Annotated in this window: 22 protein-coding genes, 1 tRNA gene and 3 pseudogenes; 22 read left to right on the top strand and 4 right to left on the bottom strand. The window is 44.0% G+C overall.

What is annotated here, in order from left to right; genetic code table 11:
- Positions 1-129 precede the first annotated feature (129 nt).
- From IPL34_RS18765 to IPL34_RS18750, 4 genes are all read left to right on the top strand, one after another.
- On the top strand, positions 130-435 hold the full coding sequence (locus tag IPL34_RS18765; protein ID WP_296843018.1) for a hypothetical protein: 306 nt from the start codon (positions 130-132) through the stop codon (positions 433-435).
- A gap of 28 nt (positions 436-463) precedes the next feature.
- Positions 464-607 carry a hypothetical protein gene (locus tag IPL34_RS18760; RefSeq protein ID WP_296843017.1) on the top strand — a complete coding sequence of 48 codons (144 nt, stop codon included), beginning with the start codon at positions 464-466 and terminating at the stop codon, positions 605-607.
- A 2-nt stretch (positions 608-609) separates the two neighbouring features.
- Positions 610-1188 (top strand): cupredoxin family protein, encoded by a 579-nt coding sequence (locus tag IPL34_RS18755; RefSeq protein WP_296843016.1) that lies wholly within the window; start codon positions 610-612, stop codon positions 1186-1188.
- Between the two features lie 180 nt (positions 1189-1368).
- Positions 1369-2565 carry a hypothetical protein gene (locus tag IPL34_RS18750; protein ID WP_296835795.1) on the top strand — a complete coding sequence of 399 codons (1197 nt, stop codon included), beginning with the start codon at positions 1369-1371 and terminating at the stop codon, positions 2563-2565.
- Positions 2566-2567: 2 nt separating this feature from the next.
- On the opposite strand, the pseudogene IPL34_RS18745 reads toward IPL34_RS18750, so the two are convergent.
- From IPL34_RS18745 to IPL34_RS18730, 4 genes and pseudogenes are all read right to left on the bottom strand, one after another.
- Positions 2568-3598, bottom strand: a pseudogene (locus IPL34_RS18745) (AbrB family transcriptional regulator).
- A gap of 25 nt (positions 3599-3623) precedes the next feature.
- Positions 3624-5134: pseudogene (locus IPL34_RS18740) on the bottom strand (tripartite tricarboxylate transporter permease).
- Positions 5135-5146: 12 nt separating this feature from the next.
- Positions 5147-5587 carry a tripartite tricarboxylate transporter TctB family protein gene (locus tag IPL34_RS18735; protein WP_296843015.1) on the bottom strand — a complete coding sequence of 147 codons (441 nt, stop codon included), beginning with the start codon at positions 5585-5587 and terminating at the stop codon, positions 5147-5149.
- Positions 5588-5605: 18 nt separating this feature from the next.
- The gene (locus tag IPL34_RS18730; RefSeq protein ID WP_296835781.1) at positions 5606-6589 is read right to left on the bottom strand and encodes a tripartite tricarboxylate transporter substrate-binding protein; all 984 of its coding nucleotides are present in this window, start codon (positions 6587-6589) and stop codon (positions 5606-5608) included.
- A gap of 390 nt (positions 6590-6979) precedes the next feature.
- Here IPL34_RS18730 and ndhC point away from each other — a divergent pair.
- The 18 genes and pseudogenes from ndhC (at position 6980) to nusA (ending at position 23906) form a co-directional block, all read left to right on the top strand.
- Positions 6980-7335: pseudogene (ndhC, locus tag IPL34_RS18725) on the top strand (NADH-quinone oxidoreductase subunit A).
- Entirely contained in the window at positions 7326-7802 is a 477-nt protein-coding gene (locus IPL34_RS18720; protein WP_296835775.1) for an NADH-quinone oxidoreductase subunit B family protein, read from the top strand. The pseudogene ndhC and the gene IPL34_RS18720 overlap by 10 nt, the downstream one beginning before the upstream one ends.
- 8 nt (positions 7803-7810) lie before the next feature.
- Positions 7811-8515, top strand: coding sequence for an NADH-quinone oxidoreductase subunit C (locus tag IPL34_RS18715; protein WP_296843014.1), 705 nt, complete (start codon positions 7811-7813; stop codon positions 8513-8515).
- Positions 8515-9768, top strand: a complete 1254-nt coding sequence (locus IPL34_RS18710; RefSeq protein ID WP_296843013.1) for an NADH-quinone oxidoreductase subunit D — start codon at positions 8515-8517, stop codon at positions 9766-9768. The genes IPL34_RS18715 and IPL34_RS18710 overlap by 1 nt, the downstream gene beginning before the upstream one ends.
- Positions 9768-10280, top strand: a complete 513-nt coding sequence (gene nuoE / locus IPL34_RS18705; protein WP_296843012.1) for an NADH-quinone oxidoreductase subunit NuoE — start codon at positions 9768-9770, stop codon at positions 10278-10280. The genes IPL34_RS18710 and nuoE overlap by 1 nt, the downstream gene beginning before the upstream one ends.
- 3 nt (positions 10281-10283) lie before the next feature.
- The gene (nuoF, locus tag IPL34_RS18700) at positions 10284-11567 is read left to right on the top strand and encodes an NADH-quinone oxidoreductase subunit NuoF (protein ID WP_296843011.1); all 1284 of its coding nucleotides are present in this window, start codon (positions 10284-10286) and stop codon (positions 11565-11567) included.
- A complete protein-coding gene (gene nuoG, locus IPL34_RS18695; protein ID WP_296843010.1) occupies positions 11564-13924 on the top strand; it encodes an NADH-quinone oxidoreductase subunit NuoG in 2361 nt (786 codons plus the stop codon). Before nuoF ends, nuoG begins: the two co-directional genes overlap by 4 nt.
- Positions 13924-14985 carry an NADH-quinone oxidoreductase subunit NuoH gene (nuoH, locus tag IPL34_RS18690; RefSeq protein WP_296843009.1) on the top strand — a complete coding sequence of 354 codons (1062 nt, stop codon included), beginning with the start codon at positions 13924-13926 and terminating at the stop codon, positions 14983-14985. Before nuoG ends, nuoH begins: the two co-directional genes overlap by 1 nt.
- Positions 14986-14994: 9 nt before the next feature.
- Positions 14995-15486, top strand: a complete 492-nt coding sequence (nuoI, locus tag IPL34_RS18685; RefSeq protein ID WP_296843008.1) for an NADH-quinone oxidoreductase subunit NuoI — start codon at positions 14995-14997, stop codon at positions 15484-15486.
- Between the two features lie 8 nt (positions 15487-15494).
- The gene (locus IPL34_RS18680; protein ID WP_296843007.1) at positions 15495-16097 is read left to right on the top strand and encodes an NADH-quinone oxidoreductase subunit J; all 603 of its coding nucleotides are present in this window, start codon (positions 15495-15497) and stop codon (positions 16095-16097) included.
- The gene (gene nuoK, locus IPL34_RS18675; protein ID WP_296843006.1) at positions 16094-16399 is read left to right on the top strand and encodes an NADH-quinone oxidoreductase subunit NuoK; all 306 of its coding nucleotides are present in this window, start codon (positions 16094-16096) and stop codon (positions 16397-16399) included. The genes IPL34_RS18680 and nuoK overlap by 4 nt, the downstream gene beginning before the upstream one ends.
- 3 nt (positions 16400-16402) lie before the next feature.
- Entirely contained in the window at positions 16403-18406 is a 2004-nt protein-coding gene (gene nuoL, locus IPL34_RS18670) for an NADH-quinone oxidoreductase subunit L (protein WP_296843005.1), read from the top strand.
- A gap of 31 nt (positions 18407-18437) precedes the next feature.
- On the top strand, positions 18438-19961 hold the full coding sequence (locus tag IPL34_RS18665) for a NuoM family protein (protein WP_296843004.1): 1524 nt from the start codon (positions 18438-18440) through the stop codon (positions 19959-19961).
- The gene (gene nuoN, locus IPL34_RS18660; protein WP_296843003.1) at positions 19961-21406 is read left to right on the top strand and encodes an NADH-quinone oxidoreductase subunit NuoN; all 1446 of its coding nucleotides are present in this window, start codon (positions 19961-19963) and stop codon (positions 21404-21406) included. The genes IPL34_RS18665 and nuoN overlap by 1 nt, the downstream gene beginning before the upstream one ends.
- Positions 21403-21699 (top strand): DUF2818 family protein, encoded by a 297-nt coding sequence (locus IPL34_RS18655; protein WP_296843002.1) that lies wholly within the window; start codon positions 21403-21405, stop codon positions 21697-21699. Before nuoN ends, IPL34_RS18655 begins: the two co-directional genes overlap by 4 nt.
- A gap of 98 nt (positions 21700-21797) precedes the next feature.
- Positions 21798-21874, top strand: a tRNA-Met gene (locus tag IPL34_RS18650).
- Positions 21875-21940: 66 nt separating this feature from the next.
- On the top strand, positions 21941-22426 hold the full coding sequence (gene rimP, locus IPL34_RS18645) for a ribosome maturation factor RimP (protein ID WP_296843001.1): 486 nt from the start codon (positions 21941-21943) through the stop codon (positions 22424-22426).
- On the top strand, positions 22419-23906 hold the full coding sequence (gene nusA / locus IPL34_RS18640; RefSeq protein ID WP_296843000.1) for a transcription termination factor NusA: 1488 nt from the start codon (positions 22419-22421) through the stop codon (positions 23904-23906). The genes rimP and nusA overlap by 8 nt, the downstream gene beginning before the upstream one ends.
- Positions 23907-23926 lie beyond the last annotated feature (20 nt).

The raw sequence follows: 23926 nt of genomic DNA, 5'->3' as shown, positions 1-23926 counted from the left end.
AAGTATGACAATAGGGGAGTACTTTAGTGGGATAATTGACAATCAACCTTGATAACTCACAATACTGACTGGCTAAAGTCCCAACATTGGGCTTATAAATTAAGCTATCCATCTAAATAGGAGTCCACTATGGCAAGTACGGAGCCAGCGCACCAAGGTAGTTTTGCGAGTCAACATTTGTCGATGATTTGCAAATATATTGGCATTAGCTTTGTCGCAGGGGCAGTGAGTCATGGCGTGTTTTCGGGTTTGCGCTCCCTAATGACGGCGGGTATTGGGGTTGTTATGTTTCTCATAGGGCAGTTTATTGAGACACGCCAAAAGGGAGATACCAGAGGTTTGGGGTTATCGCTGTTATTAGGCGCACTCTTAGCCATAGGGATGGGCTTTTTTTACGGGAAGTTTGCAGCATTTCCCCGATTCACCAGAGCGTAGTTTATGGGTCGTACCACTGGGTTTTGCTATGACTTTAGCGGCTTTGATTTGGATGAATAAGGAGCAACTCACGGGTAATATTAAGCGCTATGCAGCCGCCTCGTTTGTGGTGGTAGGGGCGATTTCATTAGGGGCACATCAGTATTTTACAGCGAACCCCTTGGGTAGATGATCATGGTGGTCACAGTCATGGTGAGGGTAGTCACACAAGAATCTACTACAGGGCAAGAATCAGCCGCACACGATCACTCAATTCATGATCATGTAGCGCCATCTGCACCAGTCGTAGCACAAGCTAGCAATACGAGCGCTACTCCGTCTCATGACCACTCAGCCCACGATCACAGTGCACACGACCATGGAACCCAAGTTAGTGCTATTGGTCAAGCAGGTGATCCAGCTAAGGTCGAGCGCGTTATTCATGTGACTATGGATGACACGATGCGTTATGAGCCTAGCTCTATTAATGTTAAAGAAGGTGAAACAGTACTTTTGATTGTGGAAAATAAAGGGCAATTAAAACACGAGCTGACTTTAGGTGATCCAGCATTCTTAAAAGAGCATGCGGCACAAATGCTTAAGTTTCCCAATATGGAGCACAATGATCCTAATATGGTAGCGCTAGAAGCGGGAGCAAAGGGTGAAATCATTTGGCAGTTTACTCAAGCCGGTACAGTGGATTTTGCATGTTTACAGCCCGGACATTTTGAAGCAGGCATGAGGGGCGCGGTGACGGTGAAAAAAGATTCTTAATACTCAAAAGCTATTAAGTGCACGGCTATTACTAAACACTCCGATTTCAGTCTGCTAACTATAGCCGTTAGCACAAAACCTGCTCTTATTAACTACCCACTTAGCGGCACAATCTGAGTTATTAAAAATGAGGACAGATTATCCTCATTGCATAGTAATAATGATAGTGCAGGGGTTGGTATGTTTGCGGGTTCATCTACTACATTGTCTTTACAACATATTGCGATGTTGTGCCGTTATATCGGCATCAGCTTTATTGCCGGTGCTGTCAGTCATGGCGCTTTTAGCAATACTCGTTCCTTGATGACCGCAGGCATTGGCGTAGTATTTTTCGTTTTGGGACAAATGATTGAGTATTTTACTGCGGAGCGTTTCAATCATAATGGTTTAATCAAATCCTTAATCCTAGGTACTGTGTTAGCTATTGGCTTGGGATTATTTACCGGAGGATTACAGCACTTTCCTGATTCACCGGATCGTAGCTTATGGGTAGTGCCCTTAGGTTTTATTATGTCATTAGTGGCTTTGTTGTGGAGTGTGGAGCAAGACACGTTAGGGCATTGGAAAAGTTATGCTTCCGCTGCTGTAGTATTAGTGGGGGCGGGGTCTTTAGCCGCGCATCAGTACTTTAAAGCCTATCCTGACCCCTTAGCCCATGAACAGCAAGACATTAACCCTGTCGCGTTAAACCCTCAGACTATAGTCCATGATTCTCCTACGCTGGTCTCTACCGTAAATCATCCTCATGCACCAGCCTCTAATGACTCTAGTACTGCTTTAACAACTCAATTTATACCAAGTCCACTTCCCACCCCTGAACAAGTAGTGGCTCAAGCGGCTGAGCGTGAGCAGTTAGAACAGCTAGTCGGTGCAGAGTTAACAGGTCAAGCACCCCTAGAACCCACAATACTCACTTCTGTACCACCACAGGCAACCGTTGCCTCATCAAGCCGTCATTTAAGCAAAATACCTAGCTTTAGCTCCGCACAAGATCATTATAGTGCTCCAGCGATTGGGCGCTATGGTGAGGCGGCTTATGTGGATCGTGTGGTCGAAATTACCATGTTGGATTCATTACGCTATGAGCCTAATCTGATTATGGTAAGGCAAAATGAAACCATCCGCTTTGTGATTCATAACCGAGGCTTAGTGAAACAAGACTGGACTCTAGGGCAAAGTGCTCCCTTACGCACTTTAGCACAGCAATTAGTGCTAGAGCCTAGTACTCCTGTCAATCCACTTTTGACGTTAGCCCCCGGACACAGTGGAGAGTTGATTTGGCAATTTACGGAGGTAGGCAATGTGGATTTTGCTTCCTTACAACCCGGTCAATATGGAGCAGGCATGGTAGGGCGGGTGATGGTAATGCCCTATTGAGCCTAAGAACTACGCTTCAGCCAAGTCATAATCCACGGTAACGTGAGCACCAGCCCCACAATACGTGATAGATGATGTATAGCTACATAAGCAGGGTCGTAGTGTAGAGCCATTGCCACCGCCGCCATCGCCTCAACGCCCCCGGAGAATAAGCAACCCATACCTGTCCAAACGGTAATTGCAATAATAGGGCGACCCCATAAGCCATCATAGCCGCAATGATACTGCTTAATGTGACACTCGCTATCGCAGCTCCGGTGTAGAGCTTTAACTCATGGCGTTGCATACCGTTAAAACGAGTACCTACACTGCTACCGATTACAATAAAGGCAGCCACAATAAGCGGTTGTGGCATGATACCTTTAATGAGGCTAGTGCCATGCCCTAAAGCACTGAGAGCTAAGCCCGCCATAATATAAGCAGCAGGGAAGTGAATTTTGTCTAGGACTAAAGCCAATAGAAAAGCACTGGCAAATAAACTAGGTAATAGTGCATAAGCCATTACCCCCTGTAGTGCAGCAGTATTATTAGTGCCTTGTAAATCTAAGCCTCCAATAATCACAGGTAAAACCGCCATGACTAATATCAGGCGTAATCCCTGCAAGACAATAATGGCGCGTTCATTACCGTAACCACTTTGTGCTAAAGCAATGACCGAGGACAAGGCGCCCGGACTGGAGGCGAGTAAACCTGTTTCTACACTATGCCCATAGAATCGTGCTAAGAGCCAAGTATTGGCATACATCATTAAGATAACGGTGATAGTAAGCGCCAGTAAGCTTAGAGGCCAACGTCCCACCAGCGCTAGATTTTCCGGTGTAATCCCACTGCCTAGCGAGCAACCTAAAACCACAAAGCTGATATTGCGTAACAGATTCGAGCTAGCGGTCTTAAGCCCCGCCAGCGTTGCAATAGACACTAAAATAGCACTCCCCAGCAGGGGAGCGACGGGGAGCTTGAGTAGTGTTCCTAGTCCCGCACCTAACAAACCCAATAGTAGTGTTTGCGAAATGATGCGGGAAGGTAACTTCATAATTATATTGATAATACTACATTAGTTAAGGGCGTTGTGACTGACGTGCTCGCATAACACGGCTAATAACAATGGGTAAAGCCACGACCAGTACGGCAAATACATAGAGTATAATGCTATTAGTCGATTGCACTAGAATAGACCAATCCCCTCCTGAAATAGAGAGTGCTCTGCGTAAGTTGTCTTCAAATAAATGACCCAATACTACGCCTAGAATGACCGGAGCTAATGAAAACTCTAGTTTCTTTAACACCCAACCTAATACCCCTAAACCGACAGCTAGATATAGATCAAAAGGGTTACCCACTACCGAATAAACCCCAATGAATGCTAACACAGCAATCATAGGTGTGAGATATTGTTGTGGTATGGTGAGTAAGCGAGCAAATAGTCCTACAAGCGGTAGATTAATCACTAATAAAGCCACATTACCGATATACATCGAGGCAATAAGACCCCAAGCAATTTCAGGCTTTTGCTGGAATAACATAGGTATGGGGTGATATTAAACAGTAATAACGCGCCTAATAAGATAGCCGTCGTACCAGACCCCGGAATCCCTAAGGTGAGCATAGGAACCATAGCGCCACCTGCAGAGGCATTATTAGCTGACTCAGGAGCGGCTAATCCACGAATATCACCCGTACCAAAGCTCTTGCCAGACTCACCCGCTAAGCGTTTTTCTGTCCCATAGGAAACCGCAGACGCCACTGATGCACCCGTTCCGGGTAATACCCCTACAATAAAGCCAATAATAGAGCAGCGCAGCATTACCCATTTAACTTTAAAAAGATCGGCCCATGAAACAAAGGTGCTATCAACGGGGAGCGTTTTTAAAGTTCCGCGTGCATAGGATTCTACTAGATGGAGTAATTCCGCCATGCCAAATAGACCAATTACTATGACAAGAAAGTCAATCCCCGCCATCAGATCAGGGCTGCCCAAAGTAAAGCGCATCACACCCGTATTGGCATCAATACCAATAGAAGCAATCATTAATCCTATAATTGCCCCTAAAAGGGTTTTAATACCATTTTTACCCACTAATGAAGCTAAGGAGGTGAATGCAAATACCATTAAAGCCACATAGTCAGCGGGGCTAAACTGCACCGCAAAAGCAGCTAAAGCAGGGGCAAAAAGTGTCATTAAAATAATCGATATAGAACCGCCCACAAAAGAGGCTACACCGGATAAAGATAATGCTCGACCTGCCTCGCCGCGCTTAGCCATGGGGCTACCATCTAAGGTAGTCATTACCGCTCCAGCATCCCCCGGTACATTGAGCAAAATAGAGGAAATACGTCCCCCATATTCAGCACCGTAATAAATACCGGCCAATAAAATTAATGCCGATTCAGGGGGGAAACCTAAGCCATAAGCAATCGGTAATAAAATGGCGACCCCATTAATTGGACCAATGCCCGGCAACGCTCCAATCAGAGTGCCCAAAAAGCATCCGATCAGAACTAAAAATAAGTTGAAGGGTTGTAAGGCAACGGCAAAGCCTTGACCTAAGCCGGATAAAATAACATCCATCGCATAATCCTCTTAGAACAAGCCTTTAAAAATGCCAGCAGGTAGATTAAGAGCGAGCAATTTAGCACCTACTACATAACCTATAATCCCCGTAGCCACACCAAAAATGAGGGCTGATACGGGTTTTGCTCCTAATAAGTAGGCAGCTCCAATACAAAAACCAGCCGTAGCCAAAATGAAGCCCAAATGTTCAAACAGATAAGCATAACCAATCAGTAGTAAAACCATCAGGGTAATACGTACTAAAGCATTATGGGTAATATCAAAGTGAGCAACATCGGGTTTAAAGATAATCCAAAGGCAGCATAAGCCCGCAATGACGGACAGAATACGCGGCCAAGACTCAGGACCTAAAGGGTCATATTGAAAGGGCGCTTTAATCAGCATAAAAGCTGCCCATCCATACGCCACTACTACTAGGAGAGTAATGGCGGCAAATATTCTGTCTGCCATAGTGAGTTACTCCCCTAATTATTTAGGTGCTTCTAGTAAGCCCATTTCCGTTGCAATAGTGCGCAGTTTAGCCACATCTTGCATGACATACTCTTCCATTTCTTTGCCAGCTAAATTGAGCTTAAATAAGCCTTTGTCTTTAACCGTCTTATTGAACGCATCGCTTTCATAGCTTTTCTTAAATAGCTCTACCCAAGCATTGTAAGCATCATCCGATACATTCTTGCCCATGTAATAGCCACGAATAATAGCCCATTGCACATCATAGCCTTGCTCTTTAGCGGTCGGTACTTTGTCAAAAGGTTCACCAAGACGTTCACTGTGCATGACCGCTAAAACGCGCATCGTGCCAGCTTCTAAATGTGCCGCCATTTCCGCGATGTCGCCGGTGTAGACGCCAATATTGCCACCGAGTAAAGCTGCGATAGACTCACCACCCCCATCAAAAGCGACATAGCGCATTTTTTTCGGGTCAGCACCGGCTGCTTTCATTAGTAATGCGGCTTTCATCCAATCTTGCGAGCCAACCGAGCCACCTGCACCGACTACCACACTAGCAGGATCTGCCTTGAGTGCTTCCATCAGGCCTTTGAGGTCAGTATAGGGGCTATCTGCTTTAACAATTACCGCACCGTAATCCGTTCCTGCCATAGCGACCCAACGCGCATCTTTTTCAGTCCACTCACCGTATTTACCGGTAGCAATATTGAGTAAAGAACCACTTGAAAAAGCTACAACCGCATTAGGATCATCGGTACGTGTGGTATTAAATAGGTTATAAGCAACTGCACCAATGCCACCGGGCATAAAGGTCACTTGCATAGGTGTTTCAAGGGTTTTAGCTTCTAACATGCCGGTTTGAATAATACGACAGGTAAGGTCAAAGCCACCGCCCGGTTTGGCTGGAGCCACACATTCAGGTTTTTCAGGATTAGCGGCAAAGGCTGAGAAAGGATTCAAATAGGCGAGGGCAAGTACGCTTGCCAGTACTAAACGTTTCATTAGATTCTCCTCTTAGACATATATTCACGACACGTCAGGCCAAAGTAGTGCCTTGGTGCTTAGTCTAAGGTCTTAAGCTGTCATTAACCTGTCATGACTGAGTGAGAAGGAGGTAAGTACGCTAGTTTTTTTAGGTTCACTAACTTATATTTAGCTGCGTTTATTGTTATGTTAGCGTCTATTGGATATACCAAACGGTACATCTCTTACCGTAAGTTAGCTGGGCTGGATAAAAGCATAATAGCCTATATAAAATAGGGTATATTAGGGCTGCTCTAAGAGTCAGTGATGTCTATCTATACAGATGAATAGGCAGTCTTACGAGTTCTCTTTATAGTCAATACTATTGTTGCCCCCAACATTTGGATTGCAGCATCACTAGGAGTGATCATGTTAGCAGAGTATTTACCTATCTTATTGTTTTTAGGGGTTGGTCTAGCCTTAGCTGTAGTGCTCTTAGGTTTAGGTTTATTGATGGGACCCCGCCGCCCCGATGCTGCTAAAGATTCCGCGTTTGAATGTGGCTTTGATGCCTTTGATGATGCACGGATGAAGTTTGATGTGCGCTATTATCTCGTTGCTATCCTATTTATCATTTTTGATCTTGAAATCGCTTTTTTATTTCCTTGGGCTGTGGCTTTAGAAGAGATTGGCATGGCTGGTTTAGGGGCTATGGCTATCTTTCTTGGCATTTTAATTGTTGGCTTTATTTATGAATGAAAAAAGGAGCGCTGGAATGGGAATAGAAGGCGTTCTAGAAAAAGGGTTTGTCACCACCTCAGCCGATAAGTTGATCAATTGGGCGCGGACAGGTTCGATGTGGCCCATGACCTTTGGTTTAGCCTGTTGCGCGGTTGAGATGATGCATGCGGGTGCATCGCGTTATGATCTTGATCGCTTTGGTATTGTATTTCGTCCTAGTCCGCGCCAATCGGATGTAATGATTGTAGCGGGGACACTCACTAATAAAATGGCGCCAGCCTTACGTAAAGTCTATGACCAAATGGCGGAACCGCGCTGGGTTATCTCTATGGGGTCGTGTGCGAATGGTGGGGGCTATTACCATTATTCCTATGCAGTAGTGCGGGGTTGTGATCGTATTATTCCTGTCGATATTTATGTACCTGGTTGTCCGCCTACAGCGGAAGCATTGCTCTATGGCATTATCCAGTTACAAAATAAAATTCGTCGTACTAATACGATTGCGCGGTAGCCCTGACTATGAATTACTTAGAGAAACTCAATGAGTATTTAAAGGATGGTTTGGGTGCACGTATTTTACGTTCCAAATTAGTCTTAAATGAGCTGACCTTAGATGTGCCTCCTGAGCAATGGTTAGAAGTCTGTAATTTCCTCCGCTATGACAATGCCACACAGTTTGAGCAGTTGATTGATTTGTGTGGGGTGGACTATCTCGCTTATGGCAATAGTGAGTGGGATGTAACCCATGCTACGGGTAGCGGCTTCAGTCGCGCAGTACAAACCTCTAATGATCCAGACCCTTTTGATTTTGCAGAAGAGGAAGCGGTCGAATTAACAGTGCCAGAGCAATTCCCCGGACGCTTTGCGGTAGTAGTGCATTTATTGTCAGTCACGAAAAATCAACGTATTCGAGTACGGACTTGGTGTGAGAGTGATCGCTTTCCGCGTATTCCGTCTTTGATTAAGGTTTGGTCATCAGCTAATTGGTACGAGCGTGAAGCGTTTGATTTATTTGGTATTATGTTCGATGGTCATCCCGATCTACGCCGTATTTTGACCGATTATGGTTTTATTGGTCATCCCTTCCGTAAAGATTTCCCGCTAATAGGTCAAGTTGAAATGCGCTATGACCCTGAAACGCAACGTGTGGTGTATGAACCTGTATCCATTGAGCCGCGTACTTTAGTTCCACGCGTCATTCGTGAGCATGAGGGGGCGCAATAATGCCAGAAATTCGTAATTATACCCTCAATTTTGGTCCAGCCCATCCCGCCGCTCACGGTGTATTGCGCTTAGTACTAGAGATGGATGGTGAAGTCATAGTACGTGCCGACCCTCATATTGGTCTGTTGCATCGCGGTACTGAAAAGCTGGCTGAGAGCAAACCCTATAATCAAAGTATTGGTTATATGGATCGTCTCGACTATGTGTCCATGATGTGTAATGAGCATGGCTATGTCATGGCGCTAGAGAAATTATTGGGTATTACTCCCCCCATTAGGGCGCTGTATATACGCACTATGTTTGATGAGATTACCCGTATTCTCAATCACTTACTCTGGATTGGTGCACATGCGCTCGATGTGGGTGCGATGACTATGTTCTTATATGCCTTCCGTGAACGCGAAGATCTCATGGATGCGTATGAAGCGGTATCGGGTGCACGATTACATGCAACCTACTATCGTCCGGGCGGGGTATATCGTGATTTACCCGAGGTGATGCCTCAGTATCAAGCCTCGCGTTGGCGTAGTGAAGCAGAATTAAAACGCATTAATGCGAATCGTCAGGGTAGCCTACTCGATTTCTTACAAGACTTTACGGAACGCTTCCCTACCTATGTGGATGAGTACGAAACCTTATTGACCGATAATCGTATTTGGAAGCAGCGTTTAGTGGGTATAGGTGTGGTAACCCCTGAACGTGCTATGCAAATGGGTTTCACAGGGCCCATGTTACGCGGTTCAGGGATTGAGTGGGATTTGCGTAAGACCCAACCCTATGCGGTGTATGACCAAATGGATTTTGAGATTCCGATTGGTACACACGGTGATAGCTACGACCGCTATCTAGTACGTATGGAAGAAATGCGCCAGTCTAATCGTATTATTCAGCAGTGTATTCAATGGCTTCGAGCGCATCCGGGACCTGTGGTATTGCAAGACTCTAAGTTTACTCCGCCTAAGCGCACTGATATGAAGCAGGATATGGAGTCTTTGATTCAGCACTTTAAGCTATTTACTGAGGGCTATTGCTTACCTGAAGGGGAGTCTTATGCAGCCGTAGAACATCCTAAAGGGGAGTTTGGCTGTTATATTGTCTCTGATGGCGCTAATAAACCCTATCGGCTGAAAATTCGTGCGCCGGGCTTTGCGCATTTATCCGGTTTAGATGAAATGGCGCGTGGTCATATGTTGGCGGATGTAGTTACATTAATTGGTACACAAGATATTGTCTTTGGGGAGGTAGATCGCTAGTGAATCAGAGTCCTTTAGCGCGTAAACGCGATTTACTCACCGAACATGAACGCCATGAAATTGATCATTGGCTCAAGCGTTATCCACCGGAGCAAAAGCGTTCTGCTTTATTAGCGGCTTTAAGAGCAGTCATGCACACCGATGGCTATCTCTCTACTGAGAAGATGGATGCAGTTGCAGATTATTTAAGTTTGCCACCCATTGCGGTGTATGAAGTCGCTAGTTTTTATTCTATGTATGAGCTAGATCCGCAAGCGGCAGCAAAATACAGTATTTCTATTTGTACTAATGTGTCCTGCATGTTATGCGGCTCAGATCAGATCGTAGAGCATATTGAGACTAAATTGGGGGTAAAAATTGGAGAGCGTACTCCTGACCATAAGTTCTTTTTGAAAAACGAAGAAGAATGTTTAGCGGCCTGCGCGAGTGCTCCTATGATGCAAATTAACCATGTGTATTACACGAATCTCACCCCTGAAAAGGTGGATGAGATTCTAGCTGGATTGGAGTAAGGCATGGCTAATCAGGTTTGTTATACCACGTTGCAATTCGGTGATCAGGCACACACTTTAAAGTCCTATTTAAAAGTCGGTGGTTATAGTGCTTGGAAGCGCATACTCAGTAAAGATCTCACCCAAGAAGCGATTATTGAAGAAGTAAAATTATCGGGTTTAAGAGGTCGTGGTGGTGCGGGCTTTCCCACAGGAATGAAGTGGAGCTTTATGCCACGCCAAATGCCCGGTCAAAAATATATCGTATGTAACTCGGATGAGTCCGAACCCGGTACGTGTAAAGACCGCGATATTTTACGTTTTAATCCTCATGCCTTAGTGGAGGGGATGGCGATAGCCGGATTCACCATTGGTGCGACCGTTGGCTATAACTATATGCGCGGTGAGTTCATGGACGAGCCTTTTTTGCGTTTTGAGCAAGCGGTGCGTGAAGCGTATGAAATAGGTTTGCTAGGTAAAAATATTCAAGGTAGTGGGATTGATTTTGATCTTTATGGTTCACTAGGTGCAGGGGCTTATATTTGTGGTGAAGAGACTGCTTTGCTGGAGTCCTTAGAGGGCAAAAAAGGTCAGCCCCGTTTTAAGCCCCCGTTTCCGGCTAATTTTGGTCTTTATGGTCGCCCTACCACGATTAATAATACTGAGAGCTTATCGTCGATTCCGGTCATTTTGCGTAATGGTGGCAAGTGGTTTGCAGATCTAGGTACTAAAACAGCGGGTGGGGAAAAAATATTTTCCATGTCGGGGCATTTAAATAAGCCGGGCAATTATGAAGTACCTATGGGTATACCGTTTCGTGAGTTATTGGAGATAGCGGGTGGAGTACGTAATGGGCGACCGTTAAAAGCGGTGATTCCGGGTGGTTCTTCAACTCCAGTAGTGCCGGGAGACATTATGCTAACCGCCACGATGGATTACGACGGGGTGAGTAAAGTAGGCTCACAACTCGGTTCGGGCGCGGTCATGGTAATGGACGATACGACTGACATGGTTAAGGTATTGCATCGCATCTCACGCTTTTACTTTTCAGAGTCTTGTGGTCAATGTACGCCTTGCCGTGAGGGTACGGGTTGGCTCTATCGCATGTTAACTCGCATTATTCAAGGCAAAGGGCATATTGCCGATTTAGATAAACTCGATAGTGTGGCACGTAATATTGAGGGGCGCTCTATTTGTGCTCTAGGCGATGCGGCGGCTATGCCAGTGTGGAGTTTTATCAAGCATTTTCGTCCAGAGTTTGAATACTATATTCAGCATGGACATAGTATGGTCAAGGGGGCGAGATGAGCGAACTCATTACCATTGAAGTCAATGGCAAAGCCTATCAAGTTCGTCCCGGACAAATGTTGATTGAGGCGACTGATGATTTAGGTATTGAAGTACCCCGTTTTTGTTATCACAAGCATTTGTCTATTGCAGCAAACTGCCGCATGTGTTTGGTTGAAGTGGAAAAAATGGGTAAGCCTTTACCTGCTTGTGCTACACCCGTAGCTGCTGGGATGAAGGTCTGGACTCAATCCAAAAAAGCCATTGATGCGCAACAAGCCATGATGGAGTTTTTACTCATTAATCATCCGCTAGATTGTCCGATTTGTGACCAAGGTGGTGAATGTGAGTTACAAGACCAAGCCATGAGTCATGGCAAAACTCAATCACGCTATCAAGAAATTAAACGCGTTGTGCCTGATCCTGATATTGGTCCCTTGATTGAAACTGAAATGACGCGCTGTATTCAGTGTACGCGTTGTGTACGTTTTGGTACGGAGATTGCGGGTATACGTGAGCTAGGGGGTATTGGGCGTGGTGATCGTATGGCGATCACGACTTATGTAGAGCGAGCGTTGCAGTCTGAATTATCGGGTAATGTGATCGATGTGTGCCCTGTAGGTGCATTGACGGCTAAACCTTCACGCTATACCGCCAGAGCGTGGGAAATGAAGGCTCATCCCTGTGTAGCAGCACATGATTCGGTAGGCTCTAATATTGAGGTGCATACCTTTGATGGCAAAGTGGTGCGTGTAGTACCGCGCGAAAACGATGCCATTAATCAATGTTGGATTTCGGATCGGGATCGCTTTAGCTATGAAGGCTTGAATTCATCTGAGCGTGCCTTGCAGCCTTTAGTGAAGCGTGAAGGTCAATGGCAAACCGTGTCATGGCAAGAAGCATTGAATTTAACGCGTGATCTACTGACTCAACTCAATCCTGAGCAAAGTGTAGGGCTAGCTTCTGCGAATGCTACTTTAGAAGAGTTATATTTATTCCAGAAAGTATTGCGTAGTTTAGAAGTAAATCATATTGATCATCGCTTACGTCAAGTGGATGCTCAAGCAGATCAAGTACTGCCGCCTATTAGTTGGCTGGGATTACCCCTTGATGCGATAAATGAGCAAAAGCTGATTATTTTAATCGGTAGCGATGTACGCCATGAGCAACCGATGCTCAATCATCGTATTCATTTAGCTCAGCGCTTTGGTGCAAAAATATTTGCTTTGAATATGCGCCAAGTAGAATTCAATTACCCAGTGACGCAAAGCGCGGTTGCACCTTCACAACTTGCTACTGTATTGCAAGAGTTAATCAGTAATCTAAATGGGGCAACTGGAGCAAGTTCGGCAGATACTTTAGAGGGTGTATACCTAGAGCGTCAGTATATGGATGCTCTTAAGGCTGCTTTAGGTATTGCTCAGGGCAAAGTCTTAGTCTTACTCGGTAATAGCGCTCAAGAGCATCCTCACTATGCTGATCTTGCTAGCCTAGCTCAACAACTTGCCGATCAACTACAAGGTCAGTTAGGGTTTATTCCTGCTAAAGCGAATAGTGTAGGGGCGGACTGGGTAGGTGTCTTACCGCATCGTGGTGCATTTGGTAAGCCTGCCATTACTGGTCTAGGGGCTAATCAAGTATTCAACCAAACGATTGATACGGCGATATTACTCCAAACTGAGCCAGAATATGATATGGCTGACCCTGCTTTGGCGGTGCAGCAATTGCGCCAAGCTAAACAGGTGATTGCGCTGACTTCCTTTATCAGTCCAGCCATGCGTGACTATGCGACGGTGATCTTACCTTGTGCACCTTGGGCTGAAACCTCAGGGACTTATGTGAATGCTGAAGGTACGTGGCAGTTTGTAAGAGCCGCGACTGAGCCTAAAGCTGAAGCACGTCCGGCTTGGAAGATTTTACGCGTACTCGGTAGTCAACTGGATGTGCCAGATTGTGAGTATGTCAATATTGAGCAGATTAGTTTTGAGCTAAGACGCTTAGCCGATAAGTATCCTTTAACGCCGCCCAACATTCAGCCTAATGCTGCATTGCGTAATAGCCCTAGCCCTACAGGTTTAGAGCGCATTAGCGAAGTGCATGCTTATCGAGCTGATAATTTGGTGCGCCGTGCTGCTGCGTTACAGGCTTTAGTCCCAGCGACAACGGTTCGTATTCATCCGACTACAGCAGCACGCTTAAATTTAAAGCCAGAAACGGTCATTACCGTAAAGCAAGGTACAGCCTCAGTGCGTTTACCACTCCAGTTAGATGAGACGGTGCCTGATAATAGCGTGTGGATAGCGAGTGGTAATGATCTTAGCGCTCAATTAGGGGCTGCATGGGGTAGTATTGAGTTAATAGCAGAGGAGGGTGCTTAATGTTAGCCAGTTTATGGGAGCTAGTACCTGCTACTCTGCAATTAGTGATAGTTATTTTGCTGAAAATAGTGGCTATTTTAATTCCACTGATTTTAGCGGTGGCCTATACCACTTATGCTGAGCGCAAAATCATTGGCTATATGCAAGTGCGCTTAGGTCCTAACCGAGTAGGCTTTAAAGGCTTGTTGCAACCTTTTGCCGATGTGCTGAAGCTACTCCTCAAAGAAGTCGTCATACCTACTAGCTCTAACCGTTATCTGTTTTTAATTGCGCCTGTATTAGCCTTGGCTCCGGCTTTTGCGGTCTGGGCAGTTATTCCTTTTGCCGATGGTTGGGTATTAGCCAATATTAATGCGGGGCTATTATTTGTCTTAGCTTTGTCCTCTCTAGGGGTATACGGGATTATTTTGGCGGGTTGGGCTTCCAACTCTAAATACGCGATGCTGAGTGCTCTGAGGGTGGGGGCACAAATGGTGTCTTATGAGATTGCTATGGGCTTTGCACTCGTAGGCGTACTCATGGCCTCTAGTAGCCTAAATCTGTCCGCTATTGTGCAAGCGCAATCCGGTAGTATTTTTGATTGGTTTGTGTGGCCTTTATTTGGTTTATTTCTAGTCTATTTTATTTCTGGTGTGGCTGAAACGAACCGCGCTCCTTTTGACGTAGCAGAAGGGGAGTCTGAAATCGTAGCGGGATTTCATGTTGAATATTCAGGAGTGGCCTTTGCGCTATTCTTTTTAGCTGAATATGCCAATATGATTTTAATTTCGGCTTTGACTTCTTTAATGTTTTTAGGTGGTTGGCTTTCACCCTTTCAAGGATTAGATAGTCTCATCAATATTCCTGTAGTGGGGCTATTTTTTGATAATGGTATACACTGGTTTTTAATCAAAACAGCCTTTTTCATTTTCTTATATTTATGGTTTAGAGCGACATTTCCACGGTATCGCTATGACCAAATCATGCGTTTAGGTTGGAAAGTGCTGATTCCAATTACCATTGTTTGGTTATTTGCTGAAGGTGTGGCTGTTGCAATGGGTTGGCAGCCTTGGCTTTCTTAGGAGTAAGTGATGGGGATTAATATTAAGCATTATCTAAAGTCCTTTACTCTAGCAGAGCTATTGCAGGGGCTTAAGGTCACGGGTAAGTATTTGTTTGAGCGCAAAATCACAGTACAGTATCCCGAACAAAAAACACCATTGTCACCGCGTTTTAGAGGATTGCATGCCTTACGGCGTTATCCGAATGGAGAAGAGCGTTGTATTGCTTGCAAACTATGTGAGGCAGTTTGTCCAGCGTTGGCTATTAAAATAGAGCTAGATGAGCGCCCTGATGGTACACGCCGTACTACGCGCTATGATATTGATTTATTTAAATGTATTTATTGTGGCTTTTGTGAAGAGGCTTGCCCCGTTGATGCCATTGTTGAAACCCCGATTTTTGAATATCACTTTGAGCAGCGCGGTGAAAATATTATGACTAAGGCTAAATTACTCGCAGTCGGTGATGAGCATGAAGCCACGATTGCCCGCGTAAAAGCCCAAGATGCCCCCTATCGCTAGGAGTTAGTATGAGTTTTGAAGCATGGCTGTTTTATTTATTTGCGTTCTTACTCATCGGCTCAGCGGTTGGAGTCGTGGTGGTACGCAATACAGTATATGCAGCGCTATTATTAATTTTAGCTTTTTTTAATAGTGCCGCCCTGTGGTTATTATTACAGGCTGAGTTTTTAAGTATCACGTTAGTTTTGGTCTATGTGGGGGCGGTCATGGTGCTGTTCCTATTCATTATTATGATGCTCAACTTAAGAGGCGAGACTATTAAAGAGAGTTTCGGGCAATATTTTCCTTTTAGCTTAGCTGTGTTGTTTCTATTGATTGTCGAGCTGATTTTAATGCTACAAAGTTCTTTATTTGATAAAGCTGCACCAGACCCAGAATTATTTAAAAATACTGATAATACGGCTGCTATCGGTGCGTTATTATATAAAGATTATCTGTTTCCCTTTGAAATAGCCGCTGTTATTTTATTGGTGGCAATTATTGCAGCCATTATGTTGACCTTAAGACGCCGCGAAGATGTCAAGGTTCAAGATATTGATCAGCAGGTACAAGTGCAAAGTAAAGACCGGATTCGCTTAATCAAATTACCCTCAGGGAGACAAAACCAGTGATCTCCTTAACTCATTATCTGATTTTAGCGGCTATGTTATTCGCTATTAGTATCGCGGGCATAGTGCTTAATCGCAAAAATATTTTATTGATTTTAATGTGTATTGAGTTAATGCTCTTGAGTGTTAACTTGAATTTTGTGGCTTTTTCATACTATCTAAATAATTTACATGGTCAAATATTTGTATTTTTTATTTTAACGGTGGCTGCGGCTGAGGCTGCCATTGGTTTGGCTATATTAGTAGTGTTATTCCGTAATAAGCGTTCGATTCAAGTACAAGATCTAGATGAAATGAAGGGGTAGAGAATGGAGATTATTTATCTTGCTATCGTGCTCTTACCCTTAATTGGCGCCATTACGGCAGGTTTTTTTGGTAAGCAGATAGGGCGTAATGCTAGCCATTGGGTCACCAGTGGTTTGGTCGGTATGGCATTTTTATTATCAGCCTATGTATTTTATTACCTTCTCCAGTTTGACGCTAATTATAGTGAGAATATTCAAGTCTATCGTTGGGCAACAGTCGGTAGAATTGAGTTAGAAGTAGGTTTTTTAATAGACCGGCTCACGGTTTTTATGATGCTGATTGTAACTTTTGTCTCCTTCATGGTGCATATCTATACCATAGGTTATATGCATGATGATCCGGGCTATCAGCGCTTCTTTAGCTATATTTCCTTATTCACTTTTGCCATGCTCATGTTAGTGATGAGTAATAACTTCCTTCAGTTGTTTTTCGGTTGGGAAGGTGTGGGCTTAGTATCTTATTTATTAATTGGCTTTTGGTATCAAAAAGAAACAGCGATTTATGCCAATATGAAAGCCTTTTTAGTCAATCGAGTGGGTGATATTGGCTTATTGCTGGGTATTGCGGTCATTGTAGTGAATGTTAGTGGTTTATCTAGCCTACGTTATGAGGATGTATTTGAGCGCTTATTCTTACGCTCCCATGCTGATGTGCTCGATTTACCAGTACCGGAAATTGTAGGTATTTTGCTTTTAATTGGGGCTATGGGTAAATCGGCTCAAGTGCCTTTGCATGTCTGGTTACCCGATTCTATGGAAGGTCCGACTCCCATTTCAGCCTTAATTCATGCGGCTACTATGGTGACCGCAGGCATTTTTATGATTGCACGCATGTCTCCTATTTTTGAAAATGCGACGTGGACTTTAAATGCCATTTTAGTGATTGGTGCTACTACAGCCTTTTTTATGGGTCTAGTGGGTATTGTGCAAAACGATATTAAACGTGTGGTCGCCTATTCTACCCTGTCACAATTGGGTTATATGATGACTGCATTGGGTGCGTCGGTTTATTCAGCCGGACTATTCCATTTAATGACGCATGCGTTTTTTAAAGCCTTACTCTTTTTGGCGGCAGGTTCTGTGATTATAGGTATGCACCATGAACAAGATATGCGTAAAATGGGTGGCTTAAAACGTTATATGCCCGTGACCTATTGGACTTGCTTGATTGGCTCTTTAGCTTTAGTGGGCTTCCCCGGATTTTCAGGCTTTTTCTCTAAAGATTTAATTATAGAAGCAGTAAAACTATCAGATCAGCCCGCCGCAATGTATGCCTATGTATTATTAGTGTTAGGGGTCTTTGTTACCGCTTTTTATACCTTCCGTATGTTCTTCATGGTGTTTCATGGGGATGAGCGTATGGATGATCATACCCTACATCATTTACATGAATCGCCGCGTGTTGTACTGATTCCATTAGTATTATTAGCAATCCCCGCTGTTTTTGCAGGTTATTATATATACTCGGTAGGATTGGGAGATTTCTTTGGCAACTCTATTATTATGGGTGAGCAGTCTAAATTAGAGGTCAATAATGGAGTACAAGAGTCTAAGGAATATGAGTTACACAAGACGGATAACCTATTAAGAGCAGAGTATCATGGTGTACTGAGCTTTATCTTACACGGGATGATGGGTTTACCTTTTATATTAATGGTTGCAGGTATTACTAGTGCTTGGTATTTATACCTTAAAAATGATAATGCCCTAGTATGGTTAAATGACAGATTAAAAACACCACGCAGAATTCTTGAAAATCAATATTATTTTGATGCGTTTAACCAAGGTTTTTTTGCCAAAGGTGCTTTATATTTAGGTAATAGCTTTATGGCATTAGTGGAGCGCATGATTATTGATGGTTTATTGGTAAATGGTACAGCACGCGTGGTAGCTTGGTTTTCTAATAAAACGCGTTTAATTCAATCAGGCTATTTATATCATTCAGCCTTAGCAATGATCTTGGGCATTTTAGCCATGGCAACATGGTTTATTGCATTATTATGGTAGTCGGGAGTCTTCCAACCATGAGGATGATAATATGTTAAGTTGGTTAGTATGGCTACCTATTATAGCAGGGGCGGTTGTATTAATCCTCAATAATCGCCCTTGGCTAAATTGGGCGGCTTTAGGTGCTGCTGTCGTTACCTTTATTTTAAGCTTACTATTATTACCTGCATTTGATGGGTCTAGTGCTCATCTTCAGCTAGTCGAGCGTGTTAGTTGGATTGATATAGCAGGTATTAAAGTAGATTATTATTTAGGGGTTGATGGAATTGCCTTGCCCTTACTCTTACTCAATACCTTTATCACGCTTTTTGCTATAGGCAGTGGTTGGGAAAACACCAAGCAGCCCGCTCAATTTTTTGCAGCTTTCCTGATTATGGAAGGTGTGGTAAATGGAGTATTTTTAGCTCAAGATGCGATGTTGTTTTACATCTTTTTTGAAGCGATGCTAATCCCCTTATTTATTATTATTGGGGTATGGGGTGGTCCAAGACGAGTTTATGCCACTATTAAGTTTTTTCTCTATACCTTTTTAGGCTCAGTCTTTTTCTTTATTAGTCTTATCTATCTCTATCAACATGCTAATGGTAGTTTTGCCTTACAGGATTTTTATCAGCATCCGGTGGGTAAAGAGGCGCAAATATTAATTTTCTTTGCCTTCTTATTGGCTTTTGGGGTCAAAATTCCCATGTGGCCGGTGCATACTTGGCTACCAGATGCCCATGTGGAAGCGCCTACAGCAGGTTCGGTTATTTTAGCCGCGATTACTTTAAAAGTGGGGGGCTATGCGATTATTCGTTTTGTATTACCCCTTTTGAGTGATGCAGTGAGTGTGTATTACTGGATTCCGATGGTGCTGTCTTTGATTGCTATTGTCTATATCGGTTTCGTTGCGTTAGTGCAGACTGATATGAAAAAGCTGATTGCTTATTCTTCGATTGCACATATGGGCTTTGTAACTTTGGGCTTTTTTATGGTGCATTGGTTGGTAGGGAATGGTAATGATCCTGATATTCCTATCATCGCTTTACAAGGTGCTATGGTGCAAATGGTGTCACACGGTTTTATTTCAGCCGCTATGTTTTTATGTATCGGTGTGTTGTATGACCGTATGCATACTCGTGAAATTAAAGCCTATGGTGGGGTAGTAAACCGTATGCCGTGGTTCGCTACTTTATTTGTATTCTTTGCTATGTCCAATGCTGCTTTACCCGGAACTTCAGGCTTTATCGGAGAGTTCTTAGTGATTACTGCTTCCGTGGCATGGAGTGTATCGATTTCAGTAGCACTTATCGCGTCACTGACCTTAGTGATTGGTGCGGCTTATAATTTATGGCTAGTTAAACGAGTGGTGTTTGGTTCAGTGACGAATGCTGAGGTAGATAAATTAACAGATTTGAGCACTCGTGAGGTATTAATGCTGGGCGGTTTGGCGTTAGCCGTCTTAGTGCTTGGATTGTGGCCAGCGCCATTAATGGATTTAATGAATGCCTCCTTAGATCAGCTTATCCAATATATTCGTGCCGCCGTGGAAGTTAAAGGGCAGGGAGTACAATAATGAATGGTATTAGTTTTGCCCTACCTGAAATTTTTATGTTAGTAGCGGCATTAGTGGTGTTATTAGTGGATTTATTTCTAAGACAGCATAGCCGTATTTTGACCTATATGTTGACGCAAGCGGCTTTATTAGCCGCCGCTTTGTTAGTGTATGGCAATTTTGCCGATGGGGCTGCACGACAAGTAGTCGGTGATATGTATATGCACGACTACCTTGCTAGTTTGCTGAAAGTGGTAGCCCTACTACTAACCTGTGCGATTGTAGTGTATGGACGCAAATATTGGTCAAACCATCAAGAAGCTCCGGGTGAGTTTTATGTGTTGGTCTTGTTTACGGTACTGGGCATGATGCTCATGGTATCAAGCACCCATTTAGTAGTGTTGTACTTGGGTCTAGAGCTAATGTCTTTGTCCTTATATGCTTTGGTTTCGCTGTTGCGTGATAATAGTCGAGCGACTGAGGCGGCCATGAAATACTTTGTATTAGGTGCTTTAGCCTCCGGCATGTTGCTCTATGGTATTTCTATTTTATATGGTTTGACGGGTTCTCTAGAGCTATTAGCTATCGCTGAAGTACTCGGTCATGAGGCAGGAGCACAAACAGTTCCGCTGTTACTAGCCTTGGTCTTTTTGATTGCAGGATTGGGCTTTAAATTAGGGGTAGTACCCTTTCATATGTGGATTCCGGATGTGTATCAAGGAGCACCTACAGCCGTTACTGCCTTGATCGCTAGCATCCCCAAATTAGCTACTTTTGCTCTTTTAGTGCGCTTGTTAGTGAGTGGATTAGGTAATATCACCTCTGATTGGGCGCAGATTTTAATGGTCTTGGGGATGTTATCCATAATCTTGGGTAATTTAGTTGCGATTGCACAGACCAACCTCAAGCGCATGTTAGCCTACTCCGCGATTGCGCATATGGGGTTTATTTTACTAGGTATTTCTACTCAGTCTGCCGATGGTTCTAGTGCTGCTTTATTTTATGCCATTGTCTATGTGGTAATGAGTGTGGGCGGGTTTGGGATCTTGATTCTATTGAGCCAAGCAGGCTTGGATGCTGAGACTTTATCGGATTTAAAGGGCTTAAATAAGCGTAGTCCATGGTTTGCTTTACTGATGCTTATGCTATTGTTTTCTATGGCAGGTATTCCCCCTCTAGCAGGTTTTCACGCCAAGTTATTAGTGATTAATTCAGTATTGCAAGCAGGCTACTTAGTGCTCGCTATTGGTATGGTCATAATGTCCGTCATTGGTGCGTTTTACTACCTACGTGCGATTAAAATGATGTACTTTGACGAGCCGCAAGACTCAACCCCTTTACGTTGGGATCTAGAGTTCGGTGTGACGTTAAGTCTGAATGGTGTTTGGGTCTTGGTGGTGGGTTTTATGCCGAACTTACTGATAACAGCTTGTGTTAGAGCGCTGGATGCTAAACATTTATTATGACAACTTTATCGTATCAAATTGCTTTTTTGGTATTAGCTGGCGTGCTGGCTAATTTACCTTGGTTGAATCAACGTTGTTTTTTTATTCTCGAATGTGAGACTAAATACGTGTGGGTACGCCTGTTTGAGTGGCTAGTGCTGTATTTAGTGGTGGGTGTGCTGGCTTATGCTTTAGAGCGGCGGATTATGGGGGTGGGTAATGTGCACTCTCAGGATTGGGAGTTTTATGCTATCACTTTCTTTGTGTTCGCTGTGTTTGCTTTGCCCGGTTTCATTTATCGCCATATTCGTTGAGCACGTGGCCAATTAGTTGTGCAGTAAACTTTATTAGTAATTTTTTAGTAAAAGGCTTGCACTCCCTAAAAAACTTCTATAGTATTCACAACCTCAGATGCGGGGTGGAGCAGTCTGGCAGCTCGTCGGGCTCATAACCCGAAGGTCGCAGGTTCAAATCCTGCCCCCGCTACCAAATCTAAGAAGAAAGCCCCTTTATGGGGCTTTTTTATTACCTCCTGTCAAGAGAATACCGCTAACTATGCAAAAACGTTTAGATGCTCTAATTGAGACCACGGTAACAGGTCTTGGTTATGTCCTGTGGGGGTATGAATACCGTGCTCATCAGGAGAGTGCATTATTACGTGTATTTATTGATAGTGAGCAGGGTATTACCGTGGATGATTGCTCTAAAGTGAGCCTGCAAATAGGTGCTGCTTTAGACGTAGAAGATCTGATTCCAGTGGCTTATATCCTTGAAGTCTCTTCTCCTGGTGTTGATCGAGTGTTGTTTATACCGGAGCATTACGCCGCATATGTCGGTGAAAAATTAAAAATTCGCACGCGCACTCCTATTGAAGGGCGACGTAATTTTGTAGGGATCTTAGAACAATGCGACACCGCGACTATTACCGTTCAAGTAGAAGGTAATAGTTATGTTATTCCCTATGATGTGATTGATCGTGGGCGGCTAGTATACGAAATGAAAGCTCAGCCAAAGAGTAAGGGTAAACGTACTCATGAATAAAGAAATTCTATACGTAGTTGATGCGGTTTCAAACGAGAAGAACGTCGGCAAAGAATTAATTTTTGAAGCGGTAGAAACTGCTTTAGCCATGGCTACCCGTAAACGTTTTGGTATGCATATGGATGTGCGGGTATCAGTCGATCGTAATACAGGGGATTATAAAACATTTCGCCGTTGGCAAGTGTTAGATGATGAAGACCCAGAGTTTGAAAGCCCAGAACGCCAAATTTTATTAAGCTATGCGCTCAATCGTGGTTTAAAAGCGGAAGTAGGTGACTACATTGAAGAACCTATTGACTCCGTAGAATTTGGACGGATTGCAGCTCAAACCGCTAAACAAGTGATTGTCGCTAAAGTACGTGAAGCAGAGCGCGAAAAGTTAGTTTCAGGTTATCGTAATCGAGTCGGACAACTACTGATGGGTACGGTCAAACGTGCTGATCATAAAGGCGTGGTTATGGATTTAGGGGATAATGCCGAGGCTTTCATCCCTAAAGAAGAAATGATTCCTCGTGAACGCGCTCAAGTCGGGGCGCGGATTCGTGGTTATTTAAAAGAAATTAAGGAAGATCAACGCGGTCCGCAGATTATTGTAAGTCGGACGGATGTAAACTTCCTAGTTGAATTGATGCGTTTGGAAGTTCCTGAAATCAATCAAGAAATGATTGAGATTATGGGAGCCGCACGCGATCCCGGGCAACGTGCTAAGATTGCAGTTAGAACTCACTTACCTAATGTTGACCCTGTGGGCGCTTGTGTGGGGATGCGCGGTTCGCGTATTCAAACGGTGACTCGTGAACTCAATGAAGAGCGTGTCGATATTGTGCTCTGGGATGAAGATATTGCCACCTATGTCATGAATGCCATGGCGCCGGCTGAAGTACTCTCTATTGTAGTAGATGAGGAAAATAAGGCGATGGATATTGGGGTAGATGCTGATCGTCTCTCTCAAGCCATTGGTAAAGGTGGTCAGAATGTGCGTTTAGCCAGCGAACTAACTGGCTGGACTCTCAATGTGATGAGTGTTGAAGAGGCTGAAGAGAAAAACGCGGCGGAACAACGTGCTATTTTAGACTTATTTATATCCAAGTTGGATGTAGATGAAGAAGTGGCTACGATCTTAGCAGATGAGGGTTTCTCCACCTTAGAAGAGGTGGCGTATGTGGCACTCGATGAGTTTTTAGCTATTGAGGCCTTTGACCAAGAAATTGTTGAGGAATTACGGGATCGTGCGCGGAATGCCTTATTAACCCAAGCGATTGCGCAAGATTCTACTTTACCAGCCGATGATTTATTGGGTATGGACAATATGACCGAAGAGTTAGCCTATGAGTTAGCTAAACACGGTGTACGTACCATGGAAGATTTGGCTGAGCAGTCAGTCGATGAACTGATGGAAATAAGCGGATTAGACGAGGATGCAGCGGCAGCTTTGATTATGGCAGCCAGAGCACCTTGGTTCTCGGATGCACAGCAATAGCGCTGTGAGAGGATAGATAG

Origin of the sequence: Thiofilum sp. (assembly GCF_016711335.1) — a bacterium.
Taxonomy (GTDB): Bacteria; Pseudomonadota; Gammaproteobacteria; order Thiotrichales; family Thiotrichaceae; genus Thiofilum.
The sequence above is the reverse complement of the archived record's forward strand: the minus strand, read 5'-3'. Positions and strand labels throughout refer to the sequence as shown.

What these genes read in the sequence shown, in the direction of transcription:
- nuoN (WP_296843003.1), top strand. Translation starts at nt 19,961, where the DNA reads ATGAATGGTATTAGTTTTGCCCTACCTGAAATTTTTATGTTAGTAGCG.
- nuoG (WP_296843010.1), top strand. Translation starts at nt 11,564, where the DNA reads ATGAGCGAACTCATTACCATTGAAGTCAATGGCAAAGCCTATCAAGTT.
- nuoL (WP_296843005.1), top strand. Translation starts at nt 16,403, where the DNA reads ATGGAGATTATTTATCTTGCTATCGTGCTCTTACCCTTAATTGGCGCC.
- nuoI (WP_296843008.1), top strand. Translation starts at nt 14,995, where the DNA reads ATGGGGATTAATATTAAGCATTATCTAAAGTCCTTTACTCTAGCAGAG.
- IPL34_RS18665 (WP_296843004.1), top strand. Translation starts at nt 18,438, where the DNA reads ATGTTAAGTTGGTTAGTATGGCTACCTATTATAGCAGGGGCGGTTGTA.
- IPL34_RS18730 (WP_296835781.1), bottom strand. Translation starts at nt 6,589, where the DNA reads ATGAAACGTTTAGTACTGGCAAGCGTACTTGCCCTCGCCTATTTGAAT.
- IPL34_RS18760 (WP_296843017.1), top strand. Translation starts at nt 464, where the DNA reads ATGACTTTAGCGGCTTTGATTTGGATGAATAAGGAGCAACTCACGGGT.
- rimP (WP_296843001.1), top strand. Translation starts at nt 21,941, where the DNA reads ATGCAAAAACGTTTAGATGCTCTAATTGAGACCACGGTAACAGGTCTT.
- nusA (WP_296843000.1), top strand. Translation starts at nt 22,419, where the DNA reads ATGAATAAAGAAATTCTATACGTAGTTGATGCGGTTTCAAACGAGAAG.
- nuoH (WP_296843009.1), top strand. Translation starts at nt 13,924, where the DNA reads ATGTTAGCCAGTTTATGGGAGCTAGTACCTGCTACTCTGCAATTAGTG.
- IPL34_RS18655 (WP_296843002.1), top strand. Translation starts at nt 21,403, where the DNA reads ATGACAACTTTATCGTATCAAATTGCTTTTTTGGTATTAGCTGGCGTG.
- nuoF (WP_296843011.1), top strand. Translation starts at nt 10,284, where the DNA reads ATGGCTAATCAGGTTTGTTATACCACGTTGCAATTCGGTGATCAGGCA.
- IPL34_RS18765 (WP_296843018.1), top strand. Translation starts at nt 130, where the DNA reads ATGGCAAGTACGGAGCCAGCGCACCAAGGTAGTTTTGCGAGTCAACAT.
- IPL34_RS18755 (WP_296843016.1), top strand. Translation starts at nt 610, where the DNA reads ATGGTGGTCACAGTCATGGTGAGGGTAGTCACACAAGAATCTACTACA.
- IPL34_RS18750 (WP_296835795.1), top strand. Translation starts at nt 1,369, where the DNA reads ATGTTTGCGGGTTCATCTACTACATTGTCTTTACAACATATTGCGATG.
- IPL34_RS18710 (WP_296843013.1), top strand. Translation starts at nt 8,515, where the DNA reads ATGCCAGAAATTCGTAATTATACCCTCAATTTTGGTCCAGCCCATCCC.
- IPL34_RS18720 (WP_296835775.1), top strand. Translation starts at nt 7,326, where the DNA reads ATGGGAATAGAAGGCGTTCTAGAAAAAGGGTTTGTCACCACCTCAGCC.
- IPL34_RS18735 (WP_296843015.1), bottom strand. Translation starts at nt 5,587, where the DNA reads ATGGCAGACAGAATATTTGCCGCCATTACTCTCCTAGTAGTAGTGGCG.
- IPL34_RS18715 (WP_296843014.1), top strand. Translation starts at nt 7,811, where the DNA reads ATGAATTACTTAGAGAAACTCAATGAGTATTTAAAGGATGGTTTGGGT.
- IPL34_RS18680 (WP_296843007.1), top strand. Translation starts at nt 15,495, where the DNA reads ATGAGTTTTGAAGCATGGCTGTTTTATTTATTTGCGTTCTTACTCATC.